Consider the following 19,979-nt stretch of genomic DNA (forward strand, 5'->3'; position numbering starts at 1 on the left):
GTTAGTTGTCTGCGGTAATGGCGGTGGCCTTATAGCCCCAGCCGTCCCGGGCATCCAGCAGCCGGTAGGTGTTATCTGTGTATTCGCCCGGAAACAGCACCAGCAACCTGCCCGGCACATGAGCCGAGAGCTGTTTTACAAAGTCGGATACTGAGGCAAAACCAAACAATGTGCTGCAGCCAACAAGGGCCACCAGAGTGTTTTCGTCAGACTGTTCATCGATTTTTGCGGCCAGCATGTCTACGGCCTGACGGGCAAACTTTTTGTATTTGGGGGCCAGACTGTCGGGTTCTTCAAAGTATTCTTCCCGGTATTTCTGGCTGGCCATCCAATCGGGGAACAAGCGGGTGACGTCCAGCTCCAGCCAGCGATGGCCGGCGCTTTCTGAGGCCAGGCGAAACTCTTCCACGCGAGCGCGTAGCTTCAACTCGTCTTCCTTGTGATAGACGGCAAACAGTACGCGCTGTTCATCAGCCAGCCCCGCTATCCAGGGGATGCTGATATAGCCGGAAAAGCTTTTGATCAGCCGGTTCAGTCGGTTACTCATGCAGCCAGGTCTCCTCTTCCCTGGTGAGATAGTCTGGGAAAGTCACTTCCACCACCTCACTGGAGTGTTTGAAGGTAATAAGCCCTACATGGCTGGCCATTCTGGCCTGCTCTAGCAGGCGTTCGGTACGGCACTCCAGCATCCGTGCCCACTCGGTGGTAAACAAGCGATTACCTGTGGATCCTTGGAGGTAGCCCAGAAACAGGGCGAAGGCCACGTTTACAGGCCGAATAACTGGTTCGCTGCGTAGTTTTTTGACTCTGCCCTTGAGGTAGCCGGCCTTGGTCCAGGTGCCGCTCACATTCTGTGCCAGAGACTTGAGAGTTGCGGGGCTAAACCGATCCGGGCACAGTTCTGCCAGTGCTTGCTCCATTTGCTCACGAGTGATGGGTTGACCCAGCTCCAGAGACTGTATTTTGGGTTTGGACAAACGTAACAAAGGATCCCGCGCCAGGCTCATTTGGCATGCAAGGACGGTTTGTGCTTGCTCATCAAATTCCCATAAGCGGCGGAATGTGCGAAACAACGGCTGCTCGGGATTCATGCCATATAAGTCCACTAGGTGGCGCCAGGTGAGCTTGCGGGCTTTTTCGGTGGGTTTGTGTAGCACATTGAAGTGCTCGATATCTTCCTGGTACTGAGCTGGGGTAGTGCTGGGTGGCCGGCCTTCAAACAGGGTGGCGATTTCATTCAGCATCATGGTGCGGCAGGCATGGGCACCGTTGCGGCCATACTTAAAGCCGAATTTTTCCTGTATTGCTTGTGAGGTCATATCGGCTTGGGCTCCATGTGAAAACCGGGTGCCAGAGTAAAGCTGGATAACACGTCGTTGTACTGTTGGATCAGTTGCGAGACATTGCGCAACCATAGGTGGTGTTCTGTGGCCGACAGACGGTGGTTAGCGGAGGCATCGACATTCCAGTATCTGAGCAGGTATCCGGCTTGGGCTGCCCTGGTGGACAGCTGCAGAGCGTAGTTGCCATGCTGTTCTTCCATTCCATAATCGTGAGCAATGGCTTCGGGGTAGAGCAGACCAGGATGCGGCACCAGCTCCAGTGTTAACTGGGAGTTCCAGGCTCGGTCGGCGTGTTGTTGTTCGTGACTATCTACCGTAGGCCGCTTGCTCTGTTCTACACAAACAATGCGCATGCAGGCGAAATCCCGAAAGTCTTCATGCGTGCGGTCATAGGCACGCAGATACCAGCGCTTGCCGTTCTTGGCTAGGCTGTGGGGAACCACTGTGCGCTCGCTGCTACCCGAGTTCAGCGACAAATACCTAATCTTTACCGCTTGCTGCTGGCTGATCGCCCGGCTGAGCGGTGCCAGTATGTCTTGTGAGGGAGTGTTCAGATCCGATGCATCTTCACAGAAGCCTGTACTGGGCTTATCCCTACTTACTCCGTTACCAAACCCATGAGCCAGTATGTTCAGTACTGTCCGGCTGTCATGCTGAAACAATGGCCGAAAGCTGGAAGTGCGGTGGTAGCGCTTGTCTTCGTGACGCATTTCCAGGTTATCGGGGGCTAAATTTCGGTAGAGGGTGAAATCTCGGGTGCAGGAAGCCACGGCAGTGCCGAAGTGCCCCATCAGCTCGCCACGGCCCACCGAACCATGGTACTGCAAGCAAAAATCTATAAACGCTAGGCGTTCTCGCTGGGAATGAGAATGGCTGCTGAGCTGAGAAGAAAAGGTCGGCACTGTTATCCCGTTGTTTTAATGGCAGATGCGTACCTTAAGACATCCAATATAGGGGTGCAATCATTTTGATTTGCTGTGTGAGGTGAAGCTGTATATGCACAACGTTTTCGATTGTAGGAGTGTTAGGCGAATATTTGGGTGTGTGTTGTAGTGCGCAAAAACAGATGTACCTATCTGTACGTTTATTGTCTCTTGCCAAATATGCACATGTGAAAGTTTTCCCTTCGCAAAAAACGCTCTTGGTGCCCAAATTGGACAACTACAGCGACGAGGATTTCGCCAAGCCCCCGGTACGCTCTTGCATGCTGATGATTGCTACGAGGAGACCATCTGCATGCGTGAGCAAAATCTGTCTGTTTATAGCGATCCAAATGGGTCAATTTTGAAAGAGCTTTATGAGCTGAAACGGCTGGTGATCCAGCAAGGACAGGCGCTGAAGGAGGTGCTTTCTGCCGAGGAGTGTGCCGAGCTATTGGGGGTGTCAGTAAGTTATGTGTACCGGTTGACTAGCGAAAAACGCCTGCCGTTCTACAAGCCCCAGGGTAAGAAGATCTACTTTAAGCGCGATGAGCTGCTGGATTGGCTGCTTTCCCATCGTATCTCCCCAGACGCAGAGCTCACTAAGCATGTGGCCAAGCGCGTGCGGCAAGCCCGCCATGGGCGGCTGTGAGGTGGGTATGGCGCAGGATCTCATTGCATCTCACTGGCCCCTGGATCTTCAGGCGGCCTTTACCGAACCTCCCAAGCCAATCGACTTTGTCCTACCGGGGCTGCCGGTGGGCTGTGTCGGTGCCTTGGTATCACCAGGCGGTGCCGGTAAATCCATGCTGGCACTGCAGTTGGGGATGCAGATAGCCGGCGGGCCGGACTGGCTTGAGCTTGGCAGGCTGGAACAGGGAGCTGTGCTCTACCTGCCTGCTGAGGATCCTCTGCCGGTGTTACATCACCGGTTATTTGCCTTGGGTCAGAACCTTGATGCACGTCAGCGTGCGGCGCTTGAACGTGACCTTCGGTTGATTCCGCTTCAGGGAGCCAGCCCCAACCTGTTGGATAGCCAGTGGTTGGAGGTGATTGCCCTTTGGGCTGAGGGCGTGAGGTTGATCGTTATCGACACCCTGCGGCGTTTTCATGATACCGACGAGAACGTGGCAAGTGCCATGACGCAGGTGCTGGGTCAGTTGGAACGGCTGGCCATGGGGCAGGGATGCGCCGTGCTGTTTTTGCACCACACCAGCAAGCTGGCAGCCTTCCAGGAGGTTGGCGATCAGCAGCAGGCCAGCCGTGGTTCGTCTGTGCTGGTAGACAATGTGCGTTGGCAGGGCTACCTCGCCACCATGACCAGGAAGGAGGCGCAGCAGCTGAGCTTGTCGGCACAGCAGAGCCATCGCTACGTGCGGTTTGGGGTTAGTAAAAGCAACTATGTTCCGCCGTTACCAGAGCGCTGGCTGGTGCGGGGGGAAGGTGGCGTGCTGCGCCCTGCCAGGTTGGACGTAGCACGCCGAGCGGGAGGCAAGCGTGCCTTGCTTTGAACTAACTCATGCCCGGCACGACCATATGCACTGTCTGGCGCCAGGATTGTTCAGAGCCATCTCTCGTGGCCAGCGCCGCCGAGACAAGCTGGATGTGGTGTATCGATTCGGTGGGGGCAATCAGATTGAGTTTTCCGGGCCAGAACCCTTGGGGGCTGACGATTTGCGCGTACTTCAAGGGTTGGTTGCCCTGGCTGGTATCGAGGACTACAGCGCCATCATCGAACCCATTGCCGCTACCGGGGAGGGCAACACCTTGCGGACCCTGCTAGAGCCTCGCTGGGCAGCCAATCAGCAACGCGTCTTGGTGGTCAAAAGCAGCCTGCGCAAACTGGCCAAGGAGATAGGCTACGCCAACCCTCGTGACACCAATACAGTGCGCCGCTGTGTCGAGCGGTTGTGGAAGGTGTCGGTGATAGCCCAGGTGGCTGGCCAGCGCAGCGGTTTTCGTCTGCTTGCGAACTATGCCAGCGACGCCCTGACCGATGGGCTCTTTGTGGCGCTTAATCCTTTGCTGACCTCCGCCATTATGGGCACTGGCCGCCATGTTCGTATCGACATGACAGAGGTGCGGCGCCTGAATAGCAGCATCACCAGATTGTTACATCAACGGCTATGTGCCTGGGTCGATGTTGGCCAGAGTAGAGTGGTGCAGTTAGACACCTTGGTTGCTTATGTCTTTCCTGAGGAAGCCAGCATGGCCACCCGCCGCAAGCGGCAATCGCGAGTTCGTAAGGCATTGGATGAGCTGACTGCTTTGGGCTGGTCTATCTGCGAACATGCCAAGGGGCGGTTTACCATCGGCCGGCCTGCACTATCACGATAATGGTCACAGACCATCACGAAAGTGGTCACAAAGCTCACGATAATGGTCACAAACCAATTGAGCGAAACCCAGGTGCTACTTGGGCTGCAGGGCGATCCTGAAATCCGATCTAGATTATCTAAGATCATCTACACCAGCGCTGGGTGGCGCCGGCGCTTTTGTTGGCTCTTCCTGGCCAGGATCCGCTTCTTGCTCTAACTGGTTAAGTATCAGCGCAGCCTGCTGTTTGGCGGCCGCGACCACTTCAGGCTTTTCACTGGCCAGGATCTCGTCGAGGGTGCGTCCCATCTTCTATCACTCCAATACGTTGGGGAAATCCAGCATGGCATCTCTTCGCCGCGATTCAAGGATGTCGGCATAGATCTCGGTAGTTCTCAGCTCACTGTGCCCCAGCAAGCGGGAGAGGGCATAGATATCGACGCCGCGGTTAAGCTGGATGACGGCAAAGGAATGACGTGCGCTGTGGAAGGTGACCTTCTTGGTGATCCCGGCCTGCAACGCCCACCGGGTGAGCTCCATGTTGTGCCAAGCCGAGTACTTGAGGCCCTTGAAGATTCGCTCAGATGTCTTGCCTGGGCGCCCCATCAGCTGCATCGCCATGTCATTCAAATCCAGGTATTGCAGGCCGCTAGTCTTCTTCTGGGTGAAGACGATTCGGTAATGGCCGTAGAAGGGCTCAAGCTCTGCCCAAGTCAGCTTATGAATGTCGGACCAGCGCAAGCCAGTGCAGCAGGAGAACAGAAAGGCGCGCTTAAGAACGTCGTAGCGGCATTCGGCCTGGGCCAGGGCTCGTACCTCGTCTTCGGTCAGGTAAACGCGCTTGTTCTTCTCTCCCTGGATGACTTTGACGCGTCGTACCGGATTATCCATCAGCAGCCGCTCCTGCTCTGCTTGGTTCAGGGCTGCCCTCAACTTGTTGAAGTAGGCACTTTGGGTGTTGCGGCTCAGTGGCGTGCCGCTTTTGGTGCGGGCCTTGTGCATCAGGTAGTGCCGAAAACCCTCCAGGAACAGCTGATCGACCTCCTCGAAAGTCAAATCAGGCAGTTTATGGTACTGGCGCAAATGCTTGAGGGTAGACACCCAGATGGAATAGTTGCTCTTGCTGCCTGCCGCCTTTTGGTCGGTCACTTCCTGGAAGTACTCAAAGAATCTGGCCTTGTGGGCGTTCGAGAAATCCAGGTGGTGTTTGCCGGTCTCGTATTCGAAGAGCCGCTTGGCGCGGATGGCTTCGGCTGCCCGCTGTGTTTCTTTGTTGTGAAGCCGCTGTGCCGGGGTACGCGGCTTGTCGTACAGGAAGAGATCCAGGGTCTCTCTGCTGCGCTTGTGCTTGCGGATGCCTGTGGCGGGGTCAAGGTAGGAGCCGGCGTAGTAGGTTAAGCGCAGAGCGCGCTTGCCTTCGGCGTCCGGTGCCCGGTATTCGATGCTGATGTTCATGAGTGTCCCCCAAAAGTACCCCAAGAGGTTACTTCGGGGTACTCTCGGGGTAAATTCTCACGAAACAAGATCAGGCAAGAACAGCCAGTAAAAAACAAAGTCCATTATTTACAATGTCTTATGTTCTTTCTGGCTGCTTTTTATTGCTGATTTTTCACCACATTACTTCCCGATGCAGAAGCTGGAGAAGATGCGGCCCAGCAGATCGTCGGAGCTGAACTCGCCGGTGATCTCGGACAGGGACTCCTGGGCCAGGCGCAGCTCCTCGGCTACCAGTTCGCCAGCCACATAGACCTCAAGCTGCTCCCTGGCTACCAGCAGCCGTTCGGCGGCACGCTCCAGTGCGTCCAGGTGGCGGCGGCGGGCCATGAAGCCCCCTTCGGTGTTGCCCTGGAAGCCCATGCAGGCCTTGAGGTGCTCGCGCAGTGCGGGCAGCCCCAGCTCGGTCTTGGCGGAGATGCGATAGACGGCGTGGCCCTGCTCCTGGCTCGGTGCCAGATCCTCGCCGGTCAGGTCCGCCTTGTTGCGCACCACGGTGAGGCCGATGTTTTTTGGCAACCGATCAACGAATTCCGGCCAGATGTCGTGGGGATCGACCGCATCCGTGGTGGTGCCGTCCACCATGAACAGCACCCGGTCGGCCTGTTCGATCTCGGCCCAGGCGCGCTCGATGCCGATCTGTTCCACCTTGTCCTGGGTATCGCGCAGGCCCGCGGTGTCGATGATGTGCAGCGGCATGCCATCCAGATGGATGTGCTCGCGCAGCACGTCGCGGGTGGTACCGGCGATCTCGGTGACGATGGCGGACTCGCGGCCTGCGAGGGCGTTGAGCAGGCTCGATTTGCCAGCGTTGGGGCGACCGGCGATCACCACCTTCATCCCCTCTCGCAGCAGGGCACCCTGCTTGGCCTCGCCGCGCACGTCGTCCAGCTCGGACATGATGGCGTAGAGGTCACCCGCCACCTTGCCGTCGGAGAGAAAGTCGATCTCTTCATCCGGGAAGTCGATGGCCGCTTCCACATAGATGCGCAGCCGGGTGAGGCTCTCCACCAGCTGTTGCACCTTGCCGGAGAACTGCCCCTGGAGGGAGTGCATGGCGCTGCGGGCGGCCTGCTCGCTGGAGGCTTCGATGAGATCGGCGATGGCCTCGGCCTGGGCCAGATCCAGCTTGTCGTTGAGGAAGGCGCGCTCGCTGAACTCGCCCGGGCGGGCGGGGCGGATGCCGTCGATCTGCAGGATGCGGCGGATCAGCATGTCGAGAATGACGGGGCCGCCATGGCCCTGCAGCTCCAGCACGTCTTCGCCGGTGAAGCTGTTGGGGGCCTTGAACAGCAGGGCGATGCCCTGATCCAGCGCCTGGCCCTGCTCGTCCCTGAACGGCAGATATTCGGCATAACGCACCCTGGGGAGCTTGCCGAGCACTATCTCGGCGACCCGCTCGGCGGCAGGGCCGGAGACGCGGACTATGCCGACGCCGCCACGGCCGGGGGCGGTGGCCTGGGCCACGATGGTATCTGTTGTCATCTTGCTTGACTCGCTGGTTGGCTGAATGAGTAAGAGGGTGGGGGACATTGTAATAAAAAAGGCGGCCCGAAGGCCGCCTCTTTTGTCATCAGGAAAGATGGGCTGCGCATCAGTTGCGTGAGTGCAGGCCTTTCTTCTCCAGCTGACGATAGATGATGGTCTGCTGGATGATGGAGATGACGTTGCTCACCAGCCAGTACAGAGTCAGACCTGCCGGGAACCAGAGGAACATGAAGGTGAAGATGATCGGCATGAACTGCATCACCTTCTGCTGCATCGGGTCCGTGATGGTGGTCGGGCTCATCTTCTGCAGATACCACATGGAGGCACCCATGAGGATTGGCAGCACGAAGAAGGGGTCCTTCACCGACAGGTCGGTGATCCACAGGGCAAACGGCGCGTGGCGCAGCTCGACAGACTCCATCAGTGCCCAGTAGAGGGCGATGAAGATGGGCATCTGTACCAGGATGGGCAGGCAGCCGCCCAGCGGGTTGACCTTCTCCTTCTTGTACAGCTCCATCATGCCCTGGGACATCTTCTGGCGATCGTCACCGAAGCGTTCCTTGAGCGCAGCCAGCTTGGGCTGGAGCATGCGCATCTTGGCCATGGAGGTGTACTGGGCCTTGGTCAGCGGGAACATGATGCCGCGCACCAGCAGGGTCAGCATGATGATGGCCAGACCCCAGTTCTGGACGAAACCGTGGAACACGGTCAGCAGCCAGTGCAGCGGTTGGGCGATGAACCAGAGCCAGCCGTAGTCGACGGTCAGATCCAGGTGGTTTGCCACCTTGGCCATCTGATCCTGCAGCTTGGGACCGATCCACAGCTTGCCGCTCACTTCGGCCTGCTGGCCGGCAGCGACGTCAACCAGCGGCGCCTTGTAGCCGATGATGGCCTGGTCCTTGCCCGGGATCACGCGGCTGTAGAAGCTGTTGGTGTCGTTGGCATTCGGGGCCCAGGCAGAGACGAAGTAGTGCTGCAGCATGGCGACCCAACCACCCTGGGTGGTCTTGTTCAGGTCGGCATCCTTCATCTCGTCGAAGGTGTACTTCTTGTAGCGGGAGTCTTCGCTGGAGAAGGCACCACCACGGTAGGCACTGGCCACCATGGCATGACCTTCCTGATCCTTCGGCGTGGTCATGGTCTGCTTCAGCTGACCGTAGAACTGTACCTGGACCGGCTCGGCAGACTTGTTGTCGATCTTGTAGTCGACGCCCACGGCGTAATCACCGCGCTTGAGCACGAACTCCTTGGTGAAGACCACACCCTTGCTGTCGGTCCAGGTCATCGGAACGACGACTTGATCCTGACCATCGGCCAGCTGATAGCTGGTCTGGGCGGCTTCATAGGTGGGACGACCCTGGGCCTGGCTGTCCGGACCATTGCGACCGACCAGACCGCTCTGGGCCACATAGAGGTGGGCAGGCTGGCTGGTCAGCAGGGTGAACGGCTGTTCCTTGCCTTCTTCCAGCTTGTGGGCCAGCAGCTCGGCAGAGACGATGTCACCGCCCTGGGTGTCCAAGGTCAATTTGAGCACGTCGGAGGAGACGGTGATCAGCTTGCGCGCGGCGTTACCATTTGCTTGCTCGGAAACCTGAGGAATATCACCGGTCTGACCGGCTTCAGGTACGAAATGTTCGGTTTGGGCCACGGTAGTCGGGGCCGGCTTCGGAGCCTTGTCGGACTCCCACTGTTGCCAGAGCAAGAAGCTCACGAACAGCAAACCGATCAGGAGTAAATTGCGTTGTGATTCCATAGTCTTCAGTTTCTTCGCTTTGGTTGCGGAACCGGGTCATAACCACCCTCGGATAAGGGATGGCATTTTAATAGACGTTTGCTGGCTAACCAAACGCCTTTTATGAAACCGTGAAGTCGGATTGCTTCTATCGCAAATTGGGAACAAGTCGGGGTGAAACGGCAGCGCGGCCCGAGCAGGGGACTAATGATTAGCTGATACAGGCGTATCAGTTTGATTGCTACCCATTGCAACGGCGTGACAGAGTGCGCCATAGCTTTTCCAGTAACTTGAACAGCGCTTCGTTGTCCATCTCCTTCACGCCACCCTTGGCGATCACGACGATGTCGATAGCGGGCAGATTGGCTTGATTGAGGCGAAAACTTTCCCGAACCACTCGTTTTACACGGTTGCGCCAGACGGCACGCTTGAGCGCCTTTTTGGGCACGGCGAGGCCAAGACGGGGGTGTTCGAGGGAGTTGGGGCAAGCAAGAAGCGTAATTTGCGGAGAAGCGGCCCGGACAGGCTCGGCGAAAACGCGTTTGAAGTGTTCGGGAGTTAACAGACGTAACTCCCGAGAGAAGGTGTGCTGGGTAGGCATTAGACTACCAGGCGGGCACGACCCTTGGCACGACGAGCGGCCAGAACTTTGCGGCCGTTGGCAGTAGCCATGCGAGCGCGGAAACCGTGAGAGCGCTTGCGCTTCAGGTTGGACGGTTGAAAAGTACGTTTCATGATTCGATTCCGTATTTCTGTACAGTTTTGATTGTCACACTTAGCCGACGCGCCAGCTATAGCGTGTGACGACTAGCAAAAGAGGCCGAATTCTAAACAGAGTTCAGCTTCTCGTCAATCCGCCGTTCCTTTCCATCTCGCCCCGTTCGTCGACCGAGCGGGGTAATCTGGCAGGATCCGGAGGATCAAGGGCCCCGAATTATACTGGCAACCCGGGGTTAAACAAGGATCCCTCAAGAAAAAAGGCGGCCAGGCCGCCAAAGAGAGAGCTATTTAAGTACTTTGCGCAGGAACTCCCGGGTACGGGGATCCTGCGGATCGACCAATATCTGATCCGGCGGGCCCTGCTCCACGATCCGGCCTCCTTCCATGAAGATCACCCGATCGGCGACATCACGGGCAAACTCGATCTCGTGGGTCACCACCACCATGGTCTGGTGCTGGCGGGCGAGCTGCTTCATCAGGCCCAGCACCTCGTCGACCCACTCGGGATCGAGGGCGGAGGTGGGCTCGTCAAACAGGATCACCTTGGAGTGGGCCGCCATGGCCCGGCCGATGCCGACGCGCTGTTGCTGGCCGCCGGAGAGGGAGGCCGGGTAGGCATCCTGTTTCTCGGCGAGGCCGATGTCCTTGAGGATGCCCAGGGCAGTGGCACGAGCCTCCGCCTTCGGCTGCTTCCAGACGGTGATCAGCCCCTCGGCGATGTTGTCCAGCGCCGTCTTGTTGGCGAACAGGGCGTAGTTCTGGAACACGAAAGAGGCGCGTTTGCGCAGTTCGATGGCCTGCTGGTCGCTGGCCTTGGCCAGATCCACGGCGAGGTCATCGATGACGAGCCGCCCTGCATCCGGGGTTTCCAGCAGGTTGAGGCAGCGCAGCAGAGTCGACTTGCCGGTACCGGAGGGGCCGATGATGACGACAATCTCCCCCTTCTTTACCTCAAGATCGATGCCGTTGAGCACCTGATTTCCGTCATAGGCCTTGGAGAGACCCGTTAGGTTGATCATGACAGGCCTCCTTTAATAAGCACGGTTCAGCCGCACTTCCAGCAGATGCTGCAAGCGGGTGAAGAAGATAACCACCACCCAGTAGATCAGCGCCACCGCCATGAAGCTCTCGAAGAACTTGAAGGAGGAGGCCGCTTCCATCTGGGCCTTGCCCATGATCTCCGCCACACCCAGGGTAAACGCCAGGGAGGTGCTCTTGATCATGTCGATGAAGTAGTTCATCAGCGATGGTGTCGCGATGCGGGCCGCCTGGGGCAGGATGATCCGCTGCATCGCCTGCAGCCGACTCATGCCGATGCTGAGGGCGGCTTCCATCTGGCTCTTGTGGATGCCGAGAATGGCTGCCCGGATCGACTCGGCCATGTAGGCGGCAAAGTGCAGGGTCAGGCCGATGATGGCGGCGGTAAAGGCATCCATCCCCACGAAGATGGGGAAGAGCTGCGGCAGCCCGTAATAGAGCAGGAACAGCTGGACGAGCAGCGGTGTACCCCGGAAGAACGAGATATACAGCATCGCCAGCCAGTGAAGTGCGGGAACGCGAAACACCCGTACTATCGCCAGGATCAGCGACAGTACGAGTGCCAATACGAATCCCCACAGGGCCATTTCCATCGTGGTGCCCAGGTATTTGAGCAGGATGGGAAACAGCCCTAGCGTGTACTCGAGGTCAAATTCCATCATTTATTTGCTGGTGATGTCCGCTGCGAACCATTTTTCGGAGATTTTGGTCAGGGTGCCGTCTTTGCGCATGGCGGTGAGGGCATCGTCAACCTTCTTCAGCACGGCCTGCTTCTCCGGGGTCTTCAGGAAGGGCAGGGCATTCTCGATGGTTTCGAACGGTGCACCTGCCTGTTGCAGCGGCAGCTTGGATTCCTTGATCAGCTGGGCGGTGGAGACGCGGTCCATCACGAAGGCGTCGATGCGGCCCAGGGCGACATCCTGCTCGAAGGCGGAGTCATAGGTACGGATATTGATCTTCTTGTTGGGGTCGTTCTTGCGCAGCAGCTCTTCGAAGTTGGAGCCCAGGTTGACGGCGACCTTCTTGCCTTCCAGGTCCTTGATGCCGTGGATGGTGTTGTTGCCCTTGCGGACCACGATCTGGGCACCGTCATAGACATAGGGCTGGGAGAAGGCGTACTTGGCCTTGCGCTCGTCGGTGATGGTGATCTGGTTGGAGATGGTGTCAACGCGGCCGGTTTCCAGCATGCCGAACAGGCCGGAGAAGCTGGCGGTCACGAACTCGACCTTGTAGCCGGTGCGCTCACCGATCTGGTTCCACATGTCCACCTCGAAGCCCTGCAGCTTGTCCTGCTTGACGAAGGTGAACGGGAAATATTTGCCGGACATGCCGACCTTGATGGTTTCCTGGGCGATGGCCTGGCCGGATAGGCTGGCCAGCAGAATGGCGGCGCCGGAAATCAGTTTGATGGTGGATTTCATGGGGATTCCTCTCTCTGTAGTGCTGTATTTTTAGTTGTAATCACGGGTTGGCGCTGATGTTATTGGAATAAAATATAAAAAATAAATGATATTTGGTTATATAAAATAACTATGGTTGCAGCGCGCCATTCTGTCCACATTGCCGATATCCGGCTGTGGGTAACTTTGGGGATGAAATGGGATCCTGGGGCGTTGGATCCTTGAAAGTCAAGGATCTTATTTGCTGGATCCGTGCGGCAGCAACTGGAGATCCGGCCACTAAAAACGTAGAATAGCCGGTCTTTACTTAATCAATTGACGGGAGTCTAGAGTGACTGCTTCGCTATGGCAGCAGTGCCTTAACCGGCTGCAAGATGAGTTGCCCTCGGCAGAATTCAGCATGTGGATCCGGCCGCTTCAAGCGGAGTTGAGTGACAATACTCTGACCCTGTATGCACCGAACCGCTTTGTTCTGGACTGGGTACGCGACAAGTACCTGCTCCGGGTCAACGGCATCATCAACGAGCTGTGCGGAGCCGACGCTCCCACCCTGCGTTTTGATATCGGCAATCGCCCTCATCCCGTCGCGGTCGCCAGGGCGCCGGCCCGTGGTGTCGATCCTGTGAATAACTCTCCCAAGAGCTGGGAAAACAAGGCCGAAAACAAGCCCGAGCCAAACCACAAGAGCAACACCAACGTGAACTATACCTTCGAGAATTTCGTCGAGGGTAAGTCCAACCAGCTGGCCCGTGCGGCCGCCCGTCAGGTGGCCGACAATCCGGGTGGTGCCTACAACCCGCTGTTCCTCTATGGCGGCACTGGCCTTGGCAAGACCCACCTGCTGCACGCCGTTGGCAATGCCATCAAGGATCGCAAGAAAGACGCCAAAGTCATCTACATGCACTCCGAACGGTTCGTGCAGGACATGGTGAAGGCGCTGCAGAATAACGCCATTGAAGAGTTCAAGCGTTATTACCGTAGCGTCGATGCCCTGCTCATCGATGACATCCAGTTCTTCGCCAACAAGGAGCGCTCCCAGGAGGAGTTCTTCCACACCTTCAACGCCCTGCTTGAAGGCAACCAGCAGATCATCCTGACCTCGGACCGTTATCCGAAAGAGATCAACGGGGTGGAAGATCGTCTCAAGTCCCGCTTCGGCTGGGGCCTGACGGTGGCGATCGAACCGCCGGAGCTGGAGACCCGGGTTGCGATCCTGATGCGCAAGGCGGACGAGAACCAGATCCATCTGCCGGACGAAGTGGCCTTCTTCATCGCCAAACGGCTGCGCTCCAACGTCCGTGAACTGGAAGGCGCCCTCAACCGGGTGATCGCCAACGCCAACTTCACCGGCCGCGCCATCAACATCGACTTCGTGCGCGAGGCGCTGCGCGATCTCCTGGCCTTGCAGGAGAAGCTGGTCACCATCGACAACATCCAGAAGACGGTGGCGGAGTACTACAAGATCAAGCTGGCGGATCTGCTCTCCAAGCGTCGCTCCCGTTCCGTTGCCCGCCCGCGCCAGCTGGCGATGGCGCTGGCCAAGGAGCTGACCAACCACAGCTTGCCTGAGATAGGGGATGCCTTTGGTGGCCGTGACCACACCACGGTTCTTCATGCCTGCCGCAAGATCGAGCAGCTGAAGGAAGAGAGTCACGACATCAAGGAAGATTATTCCAACCTGATCCGTACCCTTTCTTCCTGATAACGGAACGGAGTGCACAGATGCAGATTGCATGTTCCAGCCTGATCCGAATCCTTTCCTCCCAATAACAACGGAGAGCACAGATGCAGCTCGAAATTAGCCGTGAGGCCCTGTTACGTCCCCTGCAACTGGTGTCCGGTGCCCTGGGTGGCCGGCCGACCCTGCCCATCCTCGGCAACGTCCTGCTCGATGTCAGCAATGGCCTGCTGTCGCTGACCGGGACCGATCTCGAGGTGGAGATGATCGGACAGGTCTATCTCAACAGCGACAGCCAGGATGGCCGCACCACAGTGCCGGCGCGCAAGCTGCTGGACATCTGTCGCGGTCTGCCGGAGGGGGCGGAGATCCGTCTCAGCACCGAGGGAGAGCGCCTCATCATCCGTTCCGGCCGCTCCCGCTTCAACCTGTCGACCCTGCCGGCGACCGAATACCCGAACATCGAGGATTGGGAATCCGTGCTCGAGTTCGACATCAGCCAGCTGGAGCTGAAAAAACTCATCGACGCGACCCAGTTCTCCATGGCGAGCCAGGACGTGCGCTACTACCTGAACGGCATGCTGTTCGAGAGCGAAGGCCACGGCCTGCGTACCGTGGCGACGGACGGTCACCGGCTGGCCACCTGCCGCCGCGAGGTGGTGGGGGAATCGCTGCCCGATCATCAGGTCATCCTGCCGCGCAAAGGGGTGCTGGAGCTGGTGCGCCTGCTGGAAGCGGAAGACAAGCCGGTAAGGCTGCAAGTGGGCCGCAGCAATCTGCGCGCCGCCCTGGATGGCTTCATTTTCACCTCCAAGCTGGTGGATGGCCGTTTCCCGGACTGGCGCCGCGTCATCCCCCGGGGGAGTGACAAGGCCCTGATCGCCGGTCGCGAGGATCTGCGCCAGGCCTTTGCCCGTGCCGCCATCCTCTCCAACGAGAAATTCCGTGGGGTGCGTCTCAATCTGCAGGAAAACCTGCTGCGCATCACCGCCAACAACCCGGAACAGGAAGAAGCCGAAGAGCTGCTTGACGTACAATACGCCGCTGGCGAGATGGAGATCGGCTTCAACGTCTCCTATGTGCTGGACGTGTTGAATACGTTAAAATGTGACCAAATCCGGATCAGCCTGAGCGATTCCATCAGCAGCGCCATTATTGAGGATTTTGAGAACCAAGATGCCCAGTACGTGGTGATGCCGATGCGGATCTAGTCGTGTCCCTGGTCAAACTCCAGCTCAGCGACTTTCGCAACATTCAGCACGCCAGTCTCGCACTGTCTCCCGGCCTCAATATCCTGGTCGGGAGCAACGGCAGCGGCAAGACCAGCGTGCTGGAAGCCATTCATTACCTTGGTCTCGGCCGCTCGTTTCGTACCCATTTGACCGGGCGGGTCATCCGCCAGGGCGAGCGGGCCTTTACCCTGTTTGCCCAGTGCGAGCTGGAGGGGCGTCAGGTGCCCATCGGGCTTGCCAAGGACAAGGGGGGCGAAACCCAGCTCAAGATCGCCGGTGCCCAGGCCCAGCGCCTGGCCGATCTGGCGGAGCTGTTGCCGGTACAGTTGATCCACCCCGATGGTTTCAGCCTGCTGACCGGTGGGCCCCAGGCTCGCCGGGCCTGGCTCGACTGGGGTGTTTTCCATCAGGAGCCGACCTTCTTCTCCCTCTGGGGGCGGGTGCGTCGGCTGCTGAAGCAGCGCAATGCCTTGCTGCGCCAGAGCACCCAGTATCGTCAACTGGCATTCTGGGATCAGGAGCTGGTGCGACTGGGTGGCGAGCTGGCGGGGTTTCGCGCCAGTTATTGTCAGGCCATTACGCCCCTGATCAAGGAGATGACGGCAGATTTTCTGCCGGAGTTCGATATCAGTCTTGGATTCTATCGAGGCTGGGAAAAAGACACTCCCCTCGATGCATTGCTGGAGGCGGGGTTCGAACGGGATCGTTCGCTGGGGTACACTGGGGTCGGTCCGCAGAAGGCGGACGTGCGGCTCAAGGCGAACGGCGTGCCCGCGCAGGATATTTTGTCCAGGGGTCAGCTGAAGTTGCTGGTCTGTGCCATGCGGCTGGCCCAAGGGCTCTATTTGAATCAACATAGCAGCCGCGGCTGTATTTTTTTAATTGATGATTTTGCCTCTGAACTGGATGTCGACAAACGTCGTCTGCTGGCCGCAAGGCTGAAGCAGTGCGCGTCCCAGGTGTTCATCACCGCCATCGATACCGGTCAGCTCGCAGACATGATGGATGCGAGTGACTGCAAGCTGTTCCACGTGGAACAAGGCAAGATCTCCGAAACGTTAGAGAAGGCAGAGAGTAAGCTATGAGTGAAAATACTTACGACTCCTCGAATATCAAGGTGCTCAAGGGCCTGGATGCGGTCCGCAAGCGCCCGGGGATGTATATCGGCGATACGGACGATGGATCGGGCCTGCACCACATGGTGTTCGAGGTCGTCGACAACTCCATCGACGAGGCTCTGGCTGGCTACTGCTCCGATATCCAGGTCAAGATCCATTCCGACGGCTCCGTCTCCGTGCGCGACAACGGTCGCGGCATTCCGGTGGACATCCACCCGGAAGAGGGTCGTTCGGCCGCTGAAGTCATCATGACCGTGCTGCACGCCGGCGGCAAATTCGATGACAACTCCTACAAGGTGTCCGGCGGTCTGCACGGTGTGGGCGTTTCCGTGGTGAACGCGCTTTCCGACAAGCTGCTGCTGACCATCCGCCGCAACGGTCATGTCTACGAGCAGACCTATCACCTGGGCGAGCCGCAGGCACCCCTCAAGCAGATTGGTGACAGCACTGGCACCGGGACCGAAGTTCGCTTCTGGCCGAGCCCGACCATCTTCAGCGACACCCTGTTCCACTACGAGATCCTGGCCAAGCGTCTGCGCGAGCTCTCCTTCCTCAACTCCGGCGTCTCCATCCGTCTGATGGACGAGCGTGATGGCCGCGAGGCGCACTTCTGCTACGAAGGGGGCATCAAGGCCTTCGTCGAGTACCTGAACCAGAACAAGACCCCGATCCACCCCAAGGTGTTCCACTTCACCACAGAGCAGGACGGCATCGGTGTCGAAGTCGCCATGCAGTGGAACGACGCCTATCAGGAAGGGGTCTACTGCTTCACCAACAATATTCCGCAGCGGGATGGCGGTACCCACCTGGTGGGCTTCCGTACCGCGCTGACCCGGACGCTGAACAACTACATGGACAAGGAGGACTACAGCAAGAAGGCCAAGTCCGCCGCCAGTGGTGACGACGTCCGTGAAGGTCTAATTGCCGTTATCTCCGTCAAGGTACCGGATCCCAAGTTCTCCTCCCAGACCAAGGACAAGCTGGTCTCTTCCGAAGTGAAGACCGCCGTGGAACAGGCGATGGGTGAGAAGCTGGCCGACTTCCTGCTGGAAAACCCGGGCGACGCCAAAATCGTGGTCAACAAGATCATCGATGCGGCCCGTGCCCGTGAAGCGGCCCGCAAGGCCCGCGAACTGACCCGCCGCAAGGGCGCGCTGGATATCGCCGGTCTGCCCGGCAAGCTGGCGGACTGTCAGGAGAAAGACCCGGCGCTCTCCGAACTCTACATCGTGGAAGGGGACTCTGCTGGCGGTTCCGCCAAGCAGGGTCGCAACCGGAAGAACCAGGCCATCCTGCCCCTCAAGGGCAAGATCCTGAACGTGGAGAAGGCCCGTTTCGACAAGATGATCTCCTCCCAGGAGGTGGGCACCCTGATCACCGCTCTGGGCTGTGGCATCGGTCGCGACGAGTACAACCCGGACAAGCTGCGCTATCACAACATCATCATCATGACGGATGCGGACGTCGATGGTGCGCACATCCGTACCCTGCTGCTGACCTTCTTCTATCGTCAGATGCCGGAAATCATCGAGCGTGGCTATGTCTTCATCGCTCAGCCGCCGCTCTACAAGGTGAAGAAGGGCAAGCAGGAGCAGTACCTGAAAGACGAAGACGCATTGTTGCAGTACCAGACCGCCATGGCGCTGGACGGTGCGACCCTGCACGTCAACGAATCTGCCCCGGCCATCGGTGGCGAGGCGCTGGAGCGTCTGGTCAACCAGCATCGCGCCGTCTCTCACCTCATCACCCGCATGTCCCGTCGCGCCCCGGAAGCCGTGCTGACCCAGCTGATCTATCAGCCTGAGTTGAACGAAACCCTGCTGGCCAGCGAGAGCGATCTGCAGGCCTGGTGCCAGAGCATGGAAGCCGTGCTCAACGAGAGCAACCACGGCATCCAGTACCAGATGCAGGTACGCCGCGACGAGGAGCGCAGCCTGTTCGTGCCCCACGCCGTGGTACGCCAGCACGGGGTCGACCGTGAATACCCGCTCAGCTACGACTTCCTGCAATCCTCCGAGTACCGTCAGCTGGTCTCCCTGGGCAAGGAGATCGCCAACCTGATCGAGGAAGGCGGTTACATCAAGCGTGGCGAGAAGGTGAAGCCGGTCGCCAGCTTCGTGGAAGCGGTCGAGTGGCTGATGGGCGAAGGCAAGCGTGGCATCTACATCCAGCGCTATAAAGGGCTGGGGGAGATGAACCCGGAGCAGCTGTGGGAAACCACCATGGATCCGGAAGCCCGTCGCATGCTGCGTGTCACCATCGACGATGCGGTCGGCGCCGACCAGCTCTTCTCCACCCTGATGGGTGACGCCGTAGAGCCCCGTCGCGACTTTATCGAGACCAACGCCCTGCGGGTTGCCAACCTCGACGTCTAATCAGACGGTCCGACAACCATCAAAAGCCGCTCCTCGTGAGCGGCTTTTTGTTTTCTGGATGGAAGGGAGAGGGCGCGTTCCACGTGAAACATGAGGGACCTAGACTCTGTCACCGCGAAAGGTGCGGCGCCACTCCCGCGGCGACACCCCGAAGCGGGTGCGAAAGTGCTTGCGCAATATGGTGGCAGATCCGAGCCCCACCAGTTCGGCGATGCGTTCCACGGTGTGGGTGCTGGACTCCAGCAGCGTCTGGCTGCGGCGCAGACGCTCCGCCATCAGCCACTCCCCGAGGGAGAGACCGGTGGCGAGCTGGAAGCGGCGGCTAAAGGTGCGTCGGCTCATCATGCAATGTTCCGCCAGGCTGTCCAGGGTGTGGGGCGCGGCCAGGTGCAGGCGCAGGTGATCGAACAGCTGGTTGATCCTGGCATCCCGGGTGGAGGCGGGTACCGGCTGCTCGATGAACTGGGCCTGGCCACCCTCCCGGTGGGGAGGCACCACCAGCCGCCTGGCCAGCTTGTTGGCAATCTGGCTGCCGTGATGCTGGCGAACCAGATAGAGGCAGCAGTCCAGGCTGGCGGCGGTGCCAGCCGAGGTGATGAGCCCGTCGTCGTCGACGTAGAGGGCATTGGTATCGAGCCGCACCCGGGGGAAGCGCTGGACGAACTCCTGTTCAAATTCCCAGTGGGTGGCGGCACCGCGCCCGTCCAGCAGGCCGGCATAGGCCAGCACATAGGTACCGAGACAGAGCCCCACGATCTGGGCTCCCCTGATCCGGGCGGCAACCAGGGCATCGAGCAAGGGTTGGGCGGGGCGCTCGGCCGGATCGCGCCAGAAGGGGATGATGATGATATCCGCCTCCAGCAGACCCTCCAGGCCATAGTCGGCCTCCATGCGAAAGCCCTGGGAGGAGGCGGGTTGCCGCGTGTCATCCCCGGCGCAGAGTCTCAGCTCGAACAACGACTGGCCCGGCATCATCTTGTCGCCAAAGATGAGGCAGGGCACCGAGCAGTGAAAGGGGCTGAAGCGATCGAAGGTGATGACGGCGACGATGAGGGGACGGGGCATGGTGGCAGACTCCTTTGCACTCGGATCCCCATCATACGGGGCAGCAACAGAAAGCCGAAG

General features: G+C 58.8%; 21 protein-coding genes. 7 read left to right on the forward strand and 14 right to left on the reverse strand.

Features of this window, described 5'->3' with window-relative positions; translation table 11 throughout:
• Window position 1: 1 nt before the first annotated feature.
• Genes I6L32_RS07300 through I6L32_RS07310 form a run of 3 tightly spaced genes read right to left on the reverse strand, consistent with a single transcriptional unit; the run spans window position 2 to window position 2,170 of the window.
• Window positions 2-547 carry a BREX protein BrxB domain-containing protein gene (locus I6L32_RS07300; protein ID WP_125941662.1) on the reverse strand — a complete coding sequence of 182 codons (546 nt, stop codon included), beginning with the start codon at window positions 545-547 and terminating at the stop codon, window positions 2-4.
• Entirely contained in the window at window positions 540-1,319 is a 780-nt protein-coding gene (locus tag I6L32_RS07305; RefSeq protein ID WP_125941661.1) for a hypothetical protein, read from the reverse strand. Before I6L32_RS07305 ends, I6L32_RS07300 begins: the two co-directional genes overlap by 8 nt.
• Window positions 1,316-2,170: a WYL domain-containing protein gene (locus I6L32_RS07310; RefSeq protein ID WP_125941660.1), complete on the reverse strand. Its 855-nt coding sequence runs from the start codon at window positions 2,168-2,170 to the stop codon at window positions 1,316-1,318. The genes I6L32_RS07305 and I6L32_RS07310 overlap by 4 nt, the downstream gene beginning before the upstream one ends.
• Window positions 2,171-2,579: 409 nt before the next feature.
• On the opposite strand from I6L32_RS07310, the gene I6L32_RS07315 reads away from it, so the two are divergent.
• The 3 genes from I6L32_RS07315 to repC are packed head-to-tail and all read left to right on the forward strand — an operon-like array spanning window position 2,580 to window position 4,600.
• Window positions 2,580-2,915, forward strand: coding sequence for a helix-turn-helix domain-containing protein (locus tag I6L32_RS07315; protein WP_125941659.1), 336 nt, complete (start codon window positions 2,580-2,582; stop codon window positions 2,913-2,915).
• A 7-nt stretch (window positions 2,916-2,922) separates the two neighbouring features.
• Window positions 2,923-3,774: a helicase RepA family protein gene (locus I6L32_RS07320; protein ID WP_125941658.1), complete on the forward strand. Its 852-nt coding sequence runs from the start codon at window positions 2,923-2,925 to the stop codon at window positions 3,772-3,774.
• Window positions 3,775-3,820: 46 nt separating this feature from the next.
• Window positions 3,821-4,600 carry a replication protein C, IncQ-type gene (gene repC / locus I6L32_RS07325; RefSeq protein WP_254203888.1) on the forward strand — a complete coding sequence of 260 codons (780 nt, stop codon included), beginning with the start codon at window positions 3,821-3,823 and terminating at the stop codon, window positions 4,598-4,600.
• 114 nt (window positions 4,601-4,714) lie between these two features.
• Here repC and I6L32_RS07330 read toward each other — a convergent pair whose 3' ends face one another.
• From I6L32_RS07330 to I6L32_RS07375, 10 genes are all read right to left on the reverse strand, one after another.
• The gene (locus tag I6L32_RS07330; protein ID WP_156991768.1) at window positions 4,715-4,888 is read right to left on the reverse strand and encodes a hypothetical protein; all 174 of its coding nucleotides are present in this window, start codon (window positions 4,886-4,888) and stop codon (window positions 4,715-4,717) included.
• Between the two features lie 6 nt (window positions 4,889-4,894).
• Window positions 4,895-6,034 (reverse strand): site-specific integrase, encoded by a 1,140-nt coding sequence (locus tag I6L32_RS07335; protein WP_125941656.1) that lies wholly within the window; start codon window positions 6,032-6,034, stop codon window positions 4,895-4,897.
• Window positions 6,035-6,196: 162 nt separating this feature from the next.
• Window positions 6,197-7,558 carry a tRNA uridine-5-carboxymethylaminomethyl(34) synthesis GTPase MnmE gene (gene mnmE / locus I6L32_RS07340; RefSeq protein WP_010672278.1) on the reverse strand — a complete coding sequence of 454 codons (1,362 nt, stop codon included), beginning with the start codon at window positions 7,556-7,558 and terminating at the stop codon, window positions 6,197-6,199.
• Between the two features lie 109 nt (window positions 7,559-7,667).
• Complete coding sequence (gene yidC, locus I6L32_RS07345; RefSeq protein ID WP_010672279.1) at window positions 7,668-9,314, reverse strand: membrane protein insertase YidC; 1,647 nt, start codon at window positions 9,312-9,314, stop codon at window positions 7,668-7,670.
• Between the two features lie 5 nt (window positions 9,315-9,319).
• Complete coding sequence (gene yidD / locus I6L32_RS07350) at window positions 9,320-9,568, reverse strand: membrane protein insertion efficiency factor YidD (RefSeq protein ID WP_010672280.1); 249 nt, start codon at window positions 9,566-9,568, stop codon at window positions 9,320-9,322.
• On the reverse strand, window positions 9,535-9,894 hold the full coding sequence (rnpA, locus tag I6L32_RS07355) for a ribonuclease P protein component (protein ID WP_010672281.1): 360 nt from the start codon (window positions 9,892-9,894) through the stop codon (window positions 9,535-9,537). The genes yidD and rnpA overlap by 34 nt, the downstream gene beginning before the upstream one ends.
• On the reverse strand, window positions 9,894-10,028 hold the full coding sequence (gene rpmH / locus I6L32_RS07360; protein ID WP_005307156.1) for a 50S ribosomal protein L34: 135 nt from the start codon (window positions 10,026-10,028) through the stop codon (window positions 9,894-9,896). The genes rnpA and rpmH overlap by 1 nt, the downstream gene beginning before the upstream one ends.
• Window positions 10,029-10,297: 269 nt before the next feature.
• Complete coding sequence (locus I6L32_RS07365) at window positions 10,298-11,032, reverse strand: amino acid ABC transporter ATP-binding protein (RefSeq protein WP_010672282.1); 735 nt, start codon at window positions 11,030-11,032, stop codon at window positions 10,298-10,300.
• Window positions 11,033-11,044: 12 nt separating this feature from the next.
• On the reverse strand, window positions 11,045-11,713 hold the full coding sequence (locus tag I6L32_RS07370) for an amino acid ABC transporter permease (protein ID WP_010672283.1): 669 nt from the start codon (window positions 11,711-11,713) through the stop codon (window positions 11,045-11,047).
• A complete protein-coding gene (locus I6L32_RS07375) occupies window positions 11,714-12,472 on the reverse strand; it encodes an amino acid ABC transporter substrate-binding protein (protein WP_216944877.1) in 759 nt (252 codons plus the stop codon).
• A 310-nt stretch (window positions 12,473-12,782) separates the two neighbouring features.
• On the opposite strand from I6L32_RS07375, the gene dnaA reads away from it, so the two are divergent.
• The 4 genes from dnaA (at window position 12,783) to gyrB (ending at window position 18,854) form a co-directional block, all read left to right on the forward strand.
• Complete coding sequence (gene dnaA / locus I6L32_RS07380; RefSeq protein WP_039040645.1) at window positions 12,783-14,153, forward strand: chromosomal replication initiator protein DnaA; 1,371 nt, start codon at window positions 12,783-12,785, stop codon at window positions 14,151-14,153.
• 83 nt (window positions 14,154-14,236) lie between these two features.
• Window positions 14,237-15,340, forward strand: coding sequence for a DNA polymerase III subunit beta (dnaN, locus tag I6L32_RS07385; RefSeq protein ID WP_039040646.1), 1,104 nt, complete (start codon window positions 14,237-14,239; stop codon window positions 15,338-15,340).
• 2 nt (window positions 15,341-15,342) lie between these two features.
• Window positions 15,343-16,446: a DNA replication/repair protein RecF gene (gene recF / locus I6L32_RS07390; RefSeq protein WP_010672287.1), complete on the forward strand. Its 1,104-nt coding sequence runs from the start codon at window positions 15,343-15,345 to the stop codon at window positions 16,444-16,446.
• Entirely contained in the window at window positions 16,443-18,854 is a 2,412-nt protein-coding gene (gene gyrB / locus I6L32_RS07395) for a DNA topoisomerase (ATP-hydrolyzing) subunit B (protein WP_203763714.1), read from the forward strand. Before recF ends, gyrB begins: the two co-directional genes overlap by 4 nt.
• A 99-nt stretch (window positions 18,855-18,953) precedes the next feature.
• Here the strand turns inward: gyrB and I6L32_RS07400 are convergent, their stop codons facing one another.
• A complete protein-coding gene (locus I6L32_RS07400) occupies window positions 18,954-19,919 on the reverse strand; it encodes a GlxA family transcriptional regulator (protein ID WP_216944878.1) in 966 nt (321 codons plus the stop codon).
• Window positions 19,920-19,979: the final 60 nt, after the last annotated feature.

The sequence above is a fragment of the Aeromonas sp. FDAARGOS 1402 genome (assembly GCF_019046925.1).
Classification (GTDB): domain Bacteria; phylum Pseudomonadota; class Gammaproteobacteria; order Enterobacterales; family Aeromonadaceae; genus Aeromonas; species Aeromonas caviae.

What these genes read in the sequence shown, in the direction of transcription:
- I6L32_RS07370 (WP_010672283.1), bottom strand. Translation starts at nt 11,713, where the DNA reads ATGATGGAATTTGACCTCGAGTACACGCTAGGGCTGTTTCCCATCCTG.
- gyrB (WP_203763714.1), top strand. Translation starts at nt 16,443, where the DNA reads ATGAGTGAAAATACTTACGACTCCTCGAATATCAAGGTGCTCAAGGGC.
- yidC (WP_010672279.1), bottom strand. Translation starts at nt 9,314, where the DNA reads ATGGAATCACAACGCAATTTACTCCTGATCGGTTTGCTGTTCGTGAGC.
- mnmE (WP_010672278.1), bottom strand. Translation starts at nt 7,558, where the DNA reads ATGACAACAGATACCATCGTGGCCCAGGCCACCGCCCCCGGCCGTGGC.
- I6L32_RS07300 (WP_125941662.1), bottom strand. Translation starts at nt 547, where the DNA reads ATGAGTAACCGACTGAACCGGCTGATCAAAAGCTTTTCCGGCTATATC.
- I6L32_RS07335 (WP_125941656.1), bottom strand. Translation starts at nt 6,034, where the DNA reads ATGAACATCAGCATCGAATACCGGGCACCGGACGCCGAAGGCAAGCGC.
- rpmH (WP_005307156.1), bottom strand. Translation starts at nt 10,028, where the DNA reads ATGAAACGTACTTTTCAACCGTCCAACCTGAAGCGCAAGCGCTCTCAC.
- I6L32_RS07375 (WP_216944877.1), bottom strand. Translation starts at nt 12,472, where the DNA reads ATGAAATCCACCATCAAACTGATTTCCGGCGCCGCCATTCTGCTGGCC.
- rnpA (WP_010672281.1), bottom strand. Translation starts at nt 9,894, where the DNA reads ATGCCTACCCAGCACACCTTCTCTCGGGAGTTACGTCTGTTAACTCCC.
- dnaN (WP_039040646.1), top strand. Translation starts at nt 14,237, where the DNA reads ATGCAGCTCGAAATTAGCCGTGAGGCCCTGTTACGTCCCCTGCAACTG.
- yidD (WP_010672280.1), bottom strand. Translation starts at nt 9,568, where the DNA reads ATGGCGCACTCTGTCACGCCGTTGCAATGGGTAGCAATCAAACTGATA.
- I6L32_RS07365 (WP_010672282.1), bottom strand. Translation starts at nt 11,032, where the DNA reads ATGATCAACCTAACGGGTCTCTCCAAGGCCTATGACGGAAATCAGGTG.
- I6L32_RS07400 (WP_216944878.1), bottom strand. Translation starts at nt 19,919, where the DNA reads ATGCCCCGTCCCCTCATCGTCGCCGTCATCACCTTCGATCGCTTCAGC.
- I6L32_RS07305 (WP_125941661.1), bottom strand. Translation starts at nt 1,319, where the DNA reads ATGACCTCACAAGCAATACAGGAAAAATTCGGCTTTAAGTATGGCCGC.
- I6L32_RS07315 (WP_125941659.1), top strand. Translation starts at nt 2,580, where the DNA reads ATGCGTGAGCAAAATCTGTCTGTTTATAGCGATCCAAATGGGTCAATT.
- I6L32_RS07330 (WP_156991768.1), bottom strand. Translation starts at nt 4,888, where the DNA reads ATGGGACGCACCCTCGACGAGATCCTGGCCAGTGAAAAGCCTGAAGTG.
- I6L32_RS07320 (WP_125941658.1), top strand. Translation starts at nt 2,923, where the DNA reads ATGGCGCAGGATCTCATTGCATCTCACTGGCCCCTGGATCTTCAGGCG.